Source organism: Lysinibacillus macroides (assembly GCF_001281525.1).
Classification (GTDB): domain Bacteria; phylum Bacillota; class Bacilli; order Bacillales_A; family Planococcaceae; genus Lysinibacillus; species Lysinibacillus macroides.
The window spans coordinates 73,878-86,839 of the sequence record NZ_LGCI01000002.1; the positions used below are offsets into that span (position 1 = coordinate 73,878).

13 protein-coding genes are annotated in these 12,962 nt (G+C 38.3%); 2 read left to right on the forward strand and 11 right to left on the reverse strand.

The window, feature by feature from the left end; all coding sequences use genetic code 11:
• Positions 1 to 24: 24 nt before the first annotated feature.
• The 8 genes from prmC to ADM90_RS00580 all read right to left on the reverse strand — a co-directional run bounded on the left by prmC (position 25) and on the right by ADM90_RS00580 (position 7,877).
• Positions 25 to 885, reverse strand: a complete 861-nt coding sequence (gene prmC / locus ADM90_RS00545; protein WP_053993129.1) for a peptide chain release factor N(5)-glutamine methyltransferase — start codon at positions 883 to 885, stop codon at positions 25 to 27.
• Positions 872 to 1,948, reverse strand: a complete 1,077-nt coding sequence (prfA, locus tag ADM90_RS00550) for a peptide chain release factor 1 (protein WP_053993130.1) — start codon at positions 1,946 to 1,948, stop codon at positions 872 to 874. Before prfA ends, prmC begins: the two co-directional genes overlap by 14 nt.
• Positions 1,949 to 2,109: 161 nt before the next feature.
• Entirely contained in the window at positions 2,110 to 2,682 is a 573-nt protein-coding gene (locus ADM90_RS00555; RefSeq protein ID WP_053993131.1) for a thymidine kinase, read from the reverse strand.
• A gap of 108 nt (positions 2,683 to 2,790) precedes the next feature.
• On the reverse strand, positions 2,791 to 2,994 hold the full coding sequence (gene rpmE / locus ADM90_RS00560) for a 50S ribosomal protein L31 (protein WP_004269457.1): 204 nt from the start codon (positions 2,992 to 2,994) through the stop codon (positions 2,791 to 2,793).
• 202 nt (positions 2,995 to 3,196) lie between these two features.
• Entirely contained in the window at positions 3,197 to 4,231 is a 1,035-nt protein-coding gene (locus ADM90_RS00565; protein ID WP_053993132.1) for a FecCD family ABC transporter permease, read from the reverse strand.
• Complete coding sequence (locus ADM90_RS00570; RefSeq protein ID WP_053993133.1) at positions 4,228 to 5,280, reverse strand: FecCD family ABC transporter permease; 1,053 nt, start codon at positions 5,278 to 5,280, stop codon at positions 4,228 to 4,230. The genes ADM90_RS00565 and ADM90_RS00570 overlap by 4 nt, the downstream gene beginning before the upstream one ends.
• Positions 5,281 to 5,323: 43 nt before the next feature.
• Positions 5,324 to 6,118: an ABC transporter ATP-binding protein gene (locus tag ADM90_RS00575; RefSeq protein ID WP_053993134.1), complete on the reverse strand. Its 795-nt coding sequence runs from the start codon at positions 6,116 to 6,118 to the stop codon at positions 5,324 to 5,326.
• Between the two features lie 34 nt (positions 6,119 to 6,152).
• Positions 6,153 to 7,877 (reverse strand): ABC transporter ATP-binding protein, encoded by a 1,725-nt coding sequence (locus ADM90_RS00580; protein ID WP_053993135.1) that lies wholly within the window; start codon positions 7,875 to 7,877, stop codon positions 6,153 to 6,155.
• 727 nt (positions 7,878 to 8,604) lie between these two features.
• On the opposite strand from ADM90_RS00580, the gene ADM90_RS00585 reads away from it, so the two are divergent.
• Complete coding sequence (locus tag ADM90_RS00585; protein WP_200908494.1) at positions 8,605 to 9,429, forward strand: helix-turn-helix transcriptional regulator; 825 nt, start codon at positions 8,605 to 8,607, stop codon at positions 9,427 to 9,429.
• Positions 9,430 to 9,527: 98 nt separating this feature from the next.
• Positions 9,528 to 10,523, forward strand: a complete 996-nt coding sequence (locus ADM90_RS00590) for an ABC transporter substrate-binding protein (protein ID WP_053993137.1) — start codon at positions 9,528 to 9,530, stop codon at positions 10,521 to 10,523.
• 165 nt (positions 10,524 to 10,688) lie between these two features.
• Here ADM90_RS00590 and ADM90_RS25425 read toward each other — a convergent pair whose 3' ends face one another.
• The 3 genes from ADM90_RS25425 to rho form a co-directional block, all read right to left on the reverse strand.
• A complete protein-coding gene (locus ADM90_RS25425; protein ID WP_327037004.1) occupies positions 10,689 to 10,808 on the reverse strand; it encodes a hypothetical protein in 120 nt (39 codons plus the stop codon).
• 76 nt (positions 10,809 to 10,884) lie between these two features.
• The gene (locus ADM90_RS23560) at positions 10,885 to 11,022 is read right to left on the reverse strand and encodes a sigma factor (RefSeq protein ID WP_083448414.1); all 138 of its coding nucleotides are present in this window, start codon (positions 11,020 to 11,022) and stop codon (positions 10,885 to 10,887) included.
• A gap of 359 nt (positions 11,023 to 11,381) precedes the next feature.
• Complete coding sequence (rho, locus tag ADM90_RS00595; protein ID WP_053993138.1) at positions 11,382 to 12,665, reverse strand: transcription termination factor Rho; 1,284 nt, start codon at positions 12,663 to 12,665, stop codon at positions 11,382 to 11,384.
• Between the last annotated feature and the right edge of the window lie 297 nt (positions 12,666 to 12,962).

Genomic DNA, 12,962 nt, shown 5'->3' on the forward strand with positions numbered 1-12,962 from the left:
CATTGTTGGCAAGTTCAAGATACTTTATACATGAATCTCACAAAAAATCATTCGAGGTTTACCATTAATATCTTTTTCTATGGAAATTGTAGCCTGCGGAAAACTATCACGAAAGAATTTAGCTACTTTTTCTCCCTGTGTATAACCGATCTCTAGCCCAATCAGTGCTGGCCTATTCATATAAGCAGGTAATTGCTCAGCTAATTTTCGGTATAAACTCAGCCCCTCCTCCTCAGCAAATAGCGCACTATGTGGCTCATGCTCTAGGACAACACTGGACATTTCTTGCGCCTCATCAAAAGCGATATACGGAGGATTCGATAAAACAATATCAAATTTCTCCCCAGCAAGTGGGGCTGTTAAATCACCCAACCTACAATCAATATTTGCCTCTAATCTTTGAGCATTTTTTTGTGCTGTTGCCAATGCAGCCTTCGATAAATCAGTCGCTACAACTGTTAGTGCTGGACATTCCAGCTTCATTGAAATAGCTATAGCGCCACTACCCGTACCAATATCCGCCAGCTTCAATGCTTGATGCTGAAATAGCTTATTGATACGAGTAATCGTGCCAAGCACCAGCTCCTCTGTTTCAGGCCGAGGGATTAGTACTGATTCATCAACAAAAAAGGAGCGGCCATAAAATTCTTCCATCCCTACACAATATTGTACAGGACGACCACTGACATGTTCTTCGATAAGTGTTGTAAATTTTACTTGCTGCTCTGCTGTTAATTCATCCTGTAAGTGTAGCATTACCTCTGAATAGCTAGTGCCAAGTATATGTTGCATCACAATGCGGGCTGCTGTTTGCTCACGACCATTATCCACTAAAAAAGAAGAAGCCCAGTCAAGGGCCTCCATCACATTTTTATAAGTCATCATTTAAGCGCTCTAACTTCGATGCTTGCTCTTCTAACATAAGCGCATCAATAATTTCGTCCAATCTACCCTCGACGATTTGATCTAGCTTTTGAATCGTTAAACCAATACGGTGGTCAGTTACACGATTTTGTGGATAATTATATGTGCGAATACGCTCAGAGCGATCGCCAGAGCCAACAGCAGATTTACGTGTAGCATCAATTTCTTTTTGTGCCTCCTGCATATACATATCTGCAACACGCGCACGTAAAATTTTCATGGCTTTTTCACGGTTTTTAATTTGTGAGCGTTCATCCTGCATCGACACCACAACACCTGTTGGTAAATGGGTCATACGAACAGCCGACATCGTTGTATTAACAGATTGACCACCCGCACCAGATGATGCAAATGTATCTACACGGATATCTTTTTCATGGATTTCAACATCTACTTCCTCAACTTCAGGTAAGCAAGCCACTGTTGCTGTTGATGTATGAATTCGGCCTTGTGATTCTGTAGCAGGCACACGCTGTACACGGTGTGCACCGTTTTCATATTTAAACTTTGAATAGGCTCCTTGTCCGTTAATCATAAAGATTACTTCTTTATAGCCGCCCATTGGGTTTGGTGTCGCTTCCATAATATCAATTTTCCAGCCTTGCGTTTCTGCATAGCGAGAGTACATACGGAACAAGTCACCTGCAAAAATATTGGCCTCGTCACCACCAGCTGCGCCACGGATTTCCATAATAACGTTTTTATTATCGTTTGGATCTTTTGGGATCAGTAGAATACGTAAACGTTCTTCTAATTCTTCCTGTTGGGCTTTTAGTAGGTTAAACTCTTCTTTGACCATTTCATGCATATCAGGGTCTTTTTCACTATCTAGCATTTCACGTGTATCTGCTAACTGTTCTTTGACACTTTTATATTCACGATAACTATCCACAGTTTCTTGGATATCCGATTGTTCTTTAGAATATTCACGTAATTTTTTACTATCATTCACAATATCTGGATCACTTAAAAGCTCCGTTAGCCTTTCATAGCGATCCTCCACTGCTTGTAATCGATCAAACATGGATTTCACCTCTATTTAGTTTTTTAGATATTTCTTCTTTTCACTATTTACGAATAAAGAAATTTTCAATCAAAATTTCACGCAAGCATCATAAATATTGATATATTTCCCCTACTTAGTATAAGAAAAATTTTGCATGTATGCTACTTTTTCTTGTTGCATTAGAGGGGTGGATTGGCGTGGCATTTACGACATACTGGATAATAAGCATCATTGCCGCCAATTTGAATTTGATCGCCTGTATAAACAGGCTTCCCTCTTTCGTCTACTCGTAAATTCATAGTTGCTTTTTTATGACAGAACCAGCAAATGGTTTTCATTTCTTCAATTTTATCTGCATATGTAAGCATATACTGGCTGCCTTCAAATAGCTCATTTTGAAAATCATTTTTTAAGCCAAAGCCCATTACAGGAATGGCTAATTGATCCACAATATTTGCAAGCTGTAAAACATGTGCCTTTTTTAAAAATTGAACTTCATCTACAAGCACACAATACGGCTTCACCGCATTGTTTTTCACTAGCTCGAAAATATTTGTATCTGCATAAACAGGAATAGCCTCCTGTCGTAAACCTACTCGACTGGAAACAAAACCGACTTCGTCCCGTGTATCTAAACCTGAAGTAAACATCATTACCGGCTTTTTTTGCTCTTCATAATTATGGGCAACTTTTAAAATTTCTATTGATTTACCACTATTCATTGCACCGTGTTTAAAATAAAGCTGTGCCATTTTGTCTTCTCCCCTTCTTTTCATTACGCTAGATTCTGAAAAGACTATTATTCCATATACTGAAAAAAATACCTGCCAAGCACATGCTTGGCAGGTATTAAACTAACATTAGTTTTTAAGACCGTATTTTTTGTTGAAACGATCCACGCGACCATCAGCAGACGCGAATTTTTGACGGCCAGTATAGAATGGGTGACATTCGTTGCAGAACTCGACAACAATGTTTTCTTTTACTGAACCCGTTTTGAAAGTGTTCCCACAAGAGCAAGTTACTGTTGCTTCTTTGTAGTCTGGATGAATTCCTTGTTTCATATTCGTTTTCTCCTCCCGCCCTGAACCATCTGGAACAGAGTATTCTCGAACTGTACCTTACATAGCCCGAATATGCCGATCACAAAATTGTATCGGAAGTGGAATGTCAGCTATATATGTACACGTTGCATACCTACGAAGTATAGCATAGATATCTTAGCTTTTTCAAGTAGAAACTATCAAAATCGGCACCATGCAAAATTTATTCCTTTAATCGTGCTAATAAATATAAGAAATATGGAGCACCTAATACAGCAACAACAATCCCAGCTGGAATTTCTGATGGCTCTAAAAGAGAACGACCTAATGTATCAGCCATTAATACTAAAAAGCCTCCTAAAAGTGCTGCGGTTGGTAGTAAAAATTGATGTTTTGCACCAACAAGCTGTCGTGCCAAATGCGGCGCAATAAGCCCAACAAATCCAATACCACCGCTTACTGAAACGCTGGCTCCTGCTAAACCAACAGCAGCCGCTAATAGCCAGCGACGTTCTCTTTCAATAGAAGCTCCTAGTCCAATTGCCGTTAATTCACCTAAATTTAAAATATTTAATACACGTGATTTTGCATAAACAAATGGTAATAAGATAAGCAGCCATGGTAGCAATGCAAGCACAAATCTCCAATTAGAGCCCCAAATACTACCCGCTAACCAGGTCGCTACAAATTGATAATTTTCAGGTGTTAGACGTAATGTTAGTACAATCATAGCTGAACTAATACCTGCGGCAATAGCTACCCCTGTTAATATTAAACGCATCGGTGTAATACCCTCATGCCGTCTATAAGAAAGTGTATAAATAAGGATCGCTGTGAAGCCTGCTCCTACAAAGGCAAGCACTGGCAGTAAATAAACAGGTGCTGCTTTCGTAGTTGGAAAAAATGAAATATAGAGCATAACAGCAAGGCCTGCTCCAGCATTAATCCCTAAAATACCTGGATCTGCTAGGGCATTTTTAGAAATACCTTGTAAAATAGCACCTGAAACAGCTAAGCCCATTCCTACTAGAACGGCAATCACAATACGGGGAAGTCTGAATTCAAATAATATTAATTGCTGCTGTGCATCACCTTGTCCAAATAATGTGCGAAAAACCTCCATTGGTGTTAATTTAATGACGCCCGTATTCATACTAATCACAAAGGTGATAACGATTAAAACAAGTAACGTCACAATCGTCACAAAATTTTTCCTTCTTGTCTTTTGCTGACTTGCTGTTAAAAAGCTGTTACTCACAGTTCTTTTCCTCCTTTACGTGCTAAATAGAGGAAGAACGGCACACCGATAAAGGCAATTAACGCACCAATTGGCGTTTCATATGGCGGATTAATAATGCGTGCTACAAAATCCGCTAACACCACAAGCAATGCTCCATAGATCAGCGAACATGGGATAATCCAACGATAATCATGACCAACTATGTATCTCGCTAAATGAGGAATAATTAACCCGACAAAGCCAACAGCACCAACAACTGAAACTGCTGCCCCTGCTAAAATTAAAACAATGATCATTCCCCATATCTTTACGACACCAATACGCTGCCCAAGCCCAATGGCAATCTCCTCACCTAAGCTTAGCAACGTGATAGAACGCGATAAAATAATAGCACCAATCATCGCAACTAGTATCCAAGGTGATAATATTTGCAGATGGCTCCATTTTGTCCCCGAAACACCGCCTGCATACCAAAATGCTAGGTCTTGCCCAATACGATAGTACAAGGCAAGTCCTTCACCTAATGCGCCAAGTAATGCACTAACAGCAGCCCCAGCCAACACAAGACGCATCGGTGTTAAGCCACCTTTAGACAGCGAGCCAATACCGTACACGATCACTACACCTAAGCCTGCTCCTACAAAGGACCATAAAATTAAATACATATAAGGCAGACTAGGGAAAAAGGCGAAACAAACAGCTAACATAAATGCTGCACCTGCATTCAAGCCGAGTAGCCCTGAATCAGCTAACGGATTACGTGTCATTCCCTGCATAATCGCACCAGCTACTGCAAAGCTTGCTCCAACTAATGCTGCGCCTAGCACTCGTGGTAAACGAATATCGTGAATAATTTGATGTGTTGTTAATTCAGGTGAGAAATGGATCACTGCTGTCCATACAGTGCCCAATGAAATATCTGCTGCCCCAAATGAAATCGATAAGCCAATGGCAAATAGTAATCCAATTACTCCTACAATTAAAGCTACTACTCCACGGATCGGATGAGATCGTTTTTGTAGCTCATCTAAATCGTTGAGCCCTCCTACTCCTGTCGACGTAGTCATTCAACTTCCTCCTCATAACTTCTAATTCAAAATGCTAAAAAATTTACTCCTTTATGTCGTACAGCTGGTAAGATAAGCAGATTGGATTTTTACTATATGGACAAACAGCCATTTCTGCATCGATATTGAATACCGTTTGTAAATTTTCCTTTGTCATTACTTCTTTTGGGCTACCATTCACCACTAAATTTCCGCCTTTCATGGCCATCATAAAATGAGAGAAGCGTGATGCATGATTCAAATCATGCAATACCATAATAATCGTTCGTCCTTCTTCCTTATTAAGCTTTTGTAGCAGCAATAAAATATCAAGCTGATGTGCTAAATCTAAATAAGTTGTTGGTTCATCCAGTACTAAAATATCTGTGCCTTGAGCTAATGCCATCGCAATCCATACCCTTTGACGCTGTCCACCTGACAAGGCTTCAATTGGTCGATCACTAAATTCCCTTAATCCCGTAACATCAATCGCCCAATGAATATACTCATAGTCTTCCTTACGCAATGTACCAAACCCTGCTTGGTGAGGGAAACGACCATAGGATATCAGCTCAAAAACCGTTAATCCGCCTGGTGCTGTTGCTGTCTGAGGTAAAATCGCCATCCTTTTAGCTACTTCTTTTGTTTTTAATTGATGAATCGCTTTGCCATCTAAATAAACAGCACCGTTTTGCATTCGTAGTACACGTGCAACCGCTTTTAATAATGTAGATTTACCACATCCATTAGGGCCTATAATTGTGGAAATTTGTCCCTTTGGAATCTCCACACTTAAATCATTCACGATAAGTGTTGAGGAATAACCAATTGCCACATGATCTATTTCAAGTACTGACATGTTTAACTTCCTTTCATTTTAAGCGTGCTTATTTTTATATTTGTAAACCAAATTGAGCTGTATATAAACCATAGTAAGCATTTTTTCTTTCCATTAGCTGTTGATGTGTACCCTCTTCAATAATGCCCTTTTTCGATACAACGACAATTCGATCTGCATCCTTAATTGTTGCTAATCGATGGGCAATCACTAATGTTGTGCGACCAATAGAAAGCTCATTTAATGCTTGTTGAATGGCTTGTTCTGTTTCTGTATCAAGTGCAGATGTTGCCTCATCCAATATTAAAATTTTGGGGTTTTTCAAGAAAATACGCGCAATCGATAATCGCTGCTTCTGCCCACCTGATAATTTCACACCACGCTCACCTATCAATGTATCCATTCCCTCAGGAAGCGCATGAATAACATCGGCTAGTTGTGCACGCTGTGCCGCATACCAAATATCTTCATCACTGGCATTTAAATTACCATAAGCAATATTTTCACGAATGGTCCCATCAAATAAAAAGACATCTTGTTGGACAATCCCTATATGTGAACGTAAAGATTGAAGTTTAAAATCTCGTATATCAATACCATCAATTTTAATCGAGCCTTCATTGACTTCATAAAAACGTGGTAACAAACTACAAATAGTCGATTTTCCTGCACCAGATGGCCCCACTAGTGCAACTGTTTCACCAGGATGCACCTTTAAATGTATGTGATGTAAGGCGCGTTGGTTGTCTGCATAGCCGAACGACACATTTGTAAATGTAATGGCTCCATCAATTTCATCAATAGCCTTTGCATCAGGGCGATCAGCAATTTCAGGCTCTGTCTCAAGAAATTCAATATAGCGTCTAAAGCCTGCCATGCCTTTTGGGTAGCTTTCAATAAACATATTAATTTTATTAATAGGTCCTAAGAGAATACCCGATAACAAAATAAAGGCGATAAAATCACCATTTGTTAAATGCCCATTTAATACAAAATAGGCTCCAACAAAAAGTGTAAATAATGATAAAACCTTTGTCAGAATACCTGAAACGGCTTCATTCCATGCCATCACTTTATAGGAAAAAAGCTTTGTCATTCGGAATCGTTCATTATTGACCTTAAAGCGTTTAATCTCATGTTCTTCATTGGTAAAGGCTTGGACAACACGAATGCCACTGACATTGTTTTCAACACGCGCATTAAAATCGGCAATATCTCCAAACATTTGACGAAATGCTTTAGACATTAATTTACCAAAAATAATTGTTAGCACTAAAATAATCGGTACAAGCAGGAAAATAAGGATTGTAAAGGTAGGATCAATATAGAACATCACACCAAATGTACCGATAATCGTCATGGCAGCAATAAAGATATCCTCTGGTCCATGGTGAGCCAGTTCACCAATATCCATTAAGTCATTGGTTAAGCGTGAAACAAGATGCCCTGTTTTATTGTTATCAAAGTAGCGGAAGGATAGCTTTTGTACATGACTAAAAGCCTCCTTCCTCATATCTGTTTCAATATTAATTCCCAGCATATGCCCCCAATAGGAAACGATAAAATGGAGAATGGAATTAAAAATATATAAGACAAATAGCAATAAGCTCGCCATAATAATCCACTTTAATTCCCCATCTGGCAAAATATCATCAATTACCTTATTTAATACCATTGGAAATGCTAGCTCAATTAATGCTACTAATATGGCACAGCTAAAATCTAAAATAAATAAACCTTTATAGGGCCTATAGTAAGAAAAAAATCGCTGTAGAAGCATGGATGAAACCTCCTAATCCCAGTTATTATTTATTCCACAAACAATTGAGAATAATTATCATTTTCATTCAAAATATACTACAATTATTCTTCTGAATGCAAGCTATTCAAAAAGAAACTATTTCACCCATTTTTATTTATCAAAATAGTACTTATTGGCAATCATCTTCTGCTTTCATAAAATTTTCACATCCATTTTCTCCAATACCGCCCTACTATATAATTTACTGTTCACTATACTGCAAATGATTATCGATATCAATTGCAATTAGAAAATATTAAACAAAATCTATTGCTGAACAAAAAAACGACCTAAGATTTTAGTAGGTAGCCAATTGACCAAAGTCTCTTCATTGCTTCTTGTTCATTACCTTTAACAATTTAGTTCATGTCACTACTTCTTATAAATTCAACTGTAAGACGAATATTTCCATCTACATGGATAATTTTATTTAGCAATACTTACTACTTTCAAAAATATTTATATTTTTAGATAATTTAAGAAACTTTTCTCCCCCATTCATGGACAAAGAAAATGTTGCACAGAAAACAGACATATGCTTCAATAATTAATAATGATAATCATTATCAGTAATTAATTCTATTCTATTGATAAATATTGCGCAAAACTTCTTCATCCTTCTCTGGGAAGGTTGACATAACAATAACCTTCTATTGTCACTATACATACATTTCTTAGAAAAATAATAATCGATTGGAGGTCAGCTTTGAATATGGATGTTAATAAGTTAGCAGAACATTTCGCACATACTGCTTTTCAGCTAAAAGCGGTACGTCGCTTTGAACGTGAACCAGGTATGTGGTTTAACGACTATTCCGAGCCATTTCCTGGCTTTGTATTCCCATTACAGGGCAAAGCAGAATTTGTGTTTAATGGAACACCTTATATCGTTAGAACTGGGAATATCGTACATGGTGGTGCTCAAATGCAACTTGACCGTCGCGTAATTGGCACAACTAAATGGGAGTATCTACTGGTGCTTTACAATGTGTTAGGAAATGAACCAAAGGACTTTTCGCTTTCTTCTACCCATTTTGAGTTACAAACAGGTCAAAGTCCTAGATTAACAGAATTACTGCAGCAATTATGGCGTACCTCTAATGAAACAGGCGGAATCCATGCATTTCGAACAGAAACGCTATTCCGTTGTGTATTAGATGAAATGTTTGTCAATGTACGCAATCAAACAAAAGATGATACAAGAGCCTTATTTGAGCAAATTGTCTCCTATGTACATGACCATTATATGGATTCATTAACAGTGGGAATGCTCGCTCAGCAATATAACATGAATGAAAATCGTCTTTTCTACTTATTTCAAAAATATGTAGGCATGGGACCATGGGAATACTTAGCTGCCTATCGATTAAATCGTGCTAAAAAATTACTTTTACAGCTAGACATACCTATTTATGTAATTGCCAAAAGTATCGGCTATGCAGATCCTTACTATTTCAGTCGCGTTTTTAAAAAACAATTCGGCATTTCTCCTAATAATTTCCGAGAGAAGTTCAAGAATAATCCATGCTGAATTCAAGATTGAGCCATTTCAATATGAAAATTGTTTTGTTACACTAGCTTTGCCAAAGTCAGATCAGGCAAAGCTACATCATATTGGAGGTAAAAGTCATGAAAAAACTGATGGTACTAATGCTATCCATCTTACTCTTAACAGGGTTACTCATAGGTTGTTCGCAAACACCTGCAAGGAATAATACGGATACTTCAGATAGTGTACAGCAAGAGGAGAAAAGTACGGCGAACAACACTGAAGAAGAAGCTGCATGGCCAAGAACATATGTGGACGCGCTTGGAAGGGAAATTGTTTTAGAAAAGAAGCCCGAAAAAACGGCATTGCTTTTCTTCCGTAACTTCGAACATTTATTTTTACTAGATGAGTTTCCTACAGCTGCTACCGATCTAAATGTATTAGACGATTGGGCATCTCTCACTCCCTATAAAGGAAAATATGATATAACAGATGTCGGTTCTATGACTGACCCGAATGTGGAAAAACTCATAGAAACTAAGCCTGATGTTATCATCATGTATGCAGGATGGTATGAAAAATACGGTGAAAAAGTGGAAAAAATAGCGCCTGTGATTACAGTTGATAGCAATGAAAATAATTGGCAGGGTGCATTGCGAGAATACGGTAAAATCTTCGGCAAAGAAGAAAAGGCTGAAACTGAAATTGCTCGAATTGAAGCATTAATTACAGATTCTAAACAGCAGTTAGCAACTTACAGCGATCAGTCATTTGGCGTTATTATGCTTGGTAATAAACAGTTTTGGGCTTTTACAACACAATTTGTTTTCAATAAGGAAAACGGGCTTGGCTTGAACCCACCAGACAATTATGTAGATATGTCCTCAAAAGGTGAAGAAATTTCCTTGGAAGGGTTAGCAGCCATGAACCCCGACTATATGTTTGTTGCCGATATTCGGGGCTCTACAACAAGTTTAGCAACCTATCTACAAAACCTAGAAGATGACTCCGTATGGAATTCGCTTGAAGCAGTAAAAAATGGACATGTCTATGCGCTCGATAGCTCAATTGCAGCAGGCGGACCATTAGGCATTGAATTAGGGGTTAAAACGATTATTGAAAATATCCAACCCTAATGATGAAGTTTATACACAGTTCGCACCAAAAATGCGAACTGTGTTTTCATGTTGATGAAAAAGGTAAAAAACTTTATATGCACACGTAATCGTAGCATAACGTTCATTTAAGCAAATAAAGTGAAATGACCCTCCTCCCTCTATGATTTATAAAATTTATTAGTTTTAAAAAGCATATGATGCTTCTATTAATTCTGCAATATCCCTTGTCAGTAAATCCCGATAATTCTTCAATAAAATAACGGTTTTATATTTCTCCTCAAGCTGTTCAATAGCTTGTAGCAAATCCAATCGCTCATCACAGCTATCAATTTGGCCCCTGCTCCTTTAGTTCTTCATGGATGACCAGCACCTTTTGATTTTAGCTTAAAATTTTCATCAGGTATGTAGCAAAAAATCGTTCTTCCTTGACCATCTGGATATTGGCATAGGCTTTCGCCACCGTTTCCTGCACAACATCTAAGGCATCCTTATTGTTTTTCCTATACATATATGCCATCTTATAAAGCTTGACCTCCTCCTCCTATAGTAACTGTAAAAATGCCTGTTGATTTCCTTTTTTAGCTTTGGCTAATAATGACTTTGTGTTTAATTTCATCACATTCTTCCTGCTGTATCTATTTGTGAGATGAACAAGCTCTCTAAATCGTTTCAATTAATTACATCTTGGCACAATTGCTGCTGACGCGCAGTAATAACAATGTGTCCAGATTTTTTCGAGCTCGCTCGAAAAGCTCCCCTCCAAAATTTGTGACAACCGCCGGGGCTTTTATCTTGGTTGAGTAGGCGTTCAGATGTCTACTCAACCAAGATAAAAAAATCACCATCGACAATTTCTCGTCAATGGTGATTGTTAGTTTATAAAAGCCCTTTACCCTTTGTTGCCTTTTTCATATCTTCGTTTAGTTTTTCAAAAAACTCATCATTTGATTTTGTTGAACGTAGCTTTTTCAGGAAGCGTTCTGCAAAATCTGGGGCATCCGAAAATGTTTTGCGAATGGCCCATAGCTTCTCAAGTTGTTCAGGTGCAAGAAGAAGCTCTTCCTTACGTGTACCTGAACGACGAATGTCAAGTGCAGGGAAAATACGACGTTCTGCTAACTGTCGATCTAAATGTAGCTCTAAATTGCCTGTCCCTTTAAATTCTTCATAGATTACTTCGTCCATACGAGATCCTGTATCTACTAAAGCTGTTGCTAAAATTGTTAAACTACCGCCCTCTTCAATATTACGCGCAGAACCAAAGAAACGTTTAGGTCTATGGAAGGCAGCGGGATCAATACCGCCTGACAGTGTACGTCCACTTGGAGGAATCACTAAGTTATACGCACGTGCTAAACGTGTAATGGAGTCCATTAAAATAATAACATCACGTTTATGTTCCACTAATCGGCGTGCACGTTCTAAAACGATTTCTGCCACTTTTACATGGTTTTCTGGTACTTCATCGAACGTTGAGCTGACGACATCTGCATTCACAGAACGTTCAATATCTGTTACTTCCTCAGGACGTTCATCAATTAGTAGGACAATGAGCTCCGCCTCTGGATGATTCGTTGTAATAGCATTTGCAATTTCTTTTAACAAAGATGTTTTCCCTGCCTTTGGTGGTGCAACGATTAAGCCACGTTGCCCAAAGCCTACGGGTGCAACTAAATCCATAATACGTGTTGAAACATTTCGCTGTGTTGTTTCAAGCTTAATTTGTCGATCTGGATATAAAGGTGTTAACGCAGGGAAATGCACACGTTCCTTTGCTACTTCAGGGTCTTCACCATTTACAGCATCCACTTGTAATAAGCCGTAATAACGCTCATTTTCTTTCGGTGGTCGCACCTTTCCTGACACCTTGTCCCCATTTCGTAGATCAAAGCGGCGAATTTGGGATGCCGAAATATAAATATCTTCTTTACTTGGAGAGTAATTAATCGGTCGAAGGAAGCCAAAGCCCTCTTGCGAAACAATTTCGAGTACGCCCTCCATAAAGAAATAGCCCTCTTGCTCTGAACGCGTTTTCAAAATAGCAAATATTAATTCTTTTTTCGTTAGCTTGCTATAATATGAAATTTTGTATTGGCGTGCAAGGGCGTAAAGCTCTTTTAACGTCATGTTTTCTAATTGAGCGATTGTCAATGCAGACATATGCACAACTCCAGTCTTTTTCAAAATATAATGCCATTTTTGGGGTTATCAATGAAGTTTTTACAATGGCTCTGTTAATGTTTGTCTGGTTGTTTCAAGCTATAGGCACTCTTAACAACCAATAAAACATTGAAACATAGCCTACAAAACTATGGGATAGTTTATCTTGGTTCAGTGCATGTATAAATGTCTACTGAATCGAGATAAAGCTCCGGTGGATATCACAGATTTTGAAGAGGAGCTTTTCGAGCGAACTCGAAAAAAAATCTGGACACATTGTTTATCTGCGCCAAAGCG

Bases quoted from the DNA above. Each gene is read 5' to 3' on its own strand.
- prmC (WP_053993129.1), bottom strand. From the start codon at position 885: ATGATGACTTATAAAAATGTGATGGAGGCCCTTGACTGGGCTTCTTCT.
- ADM90_RS00570 (WP_053993133.1), bottom strand. From the start codon at position 5,280: ATGACTACGTCGACAGGAGTAGGAGGGCTCAACGATTTAGATGAGCTA.
- rho (WP_053993138.1), bottom strand. From the start codon at position 12,665: ATGTCTGCATTGACAATCGCTCAATTAGAAAACATGACGTTAAAAGAG.
- ADM90_RS23560 (WP_083448414.1), bottom strand. From the start codon at position 11,022: ATGGCATATATGTATAGGAAAAACAATAAGGATGCCTTAGATGTTGTG.
- prfA (WP_053993130.1), bottom strand. From the start codon at position 1,948: ATGTTTGATCGATTACAAGCAGTGGAGGATCGCTATGAAAGGCTAACG.
- ADM90_RS00580 (WP_053993135.1), bottom strand. From the start codon at position 7,877: ATGCTTCTACAGCGATTTTTTTCTTACTATAGGCCCTATAAAGGTTTA.
- rpmE (WP_004269457.1), bottom strand. From the start codon at position 2,994: ATGAAACAAGGAATTCATCCAGACTACAAAGAAGCAACAGTAACTTGC.
- ADM90_RS00575 (WP_053993134.1), bottom strand. From the start codon at position 6,118: ATGTCAGTACTTGAAATAGATCATGTGGCAATTGGTTATTCCTCAACA.
- ADM90_RS00590 (WP_053993137.1), top strand. From the start codon at position 9,528: ATGAAAAAACTGATGGTACTAATGCTATCCATCTTACTCTTAACAGGG.
- ADM90_RS00555 (WP_053993131.1), bottom strand. From the start codon at position 2,682: ATGGCACAGCTTTATTTTAAACACGGTGCAATGAATAGTGGTAAATCA.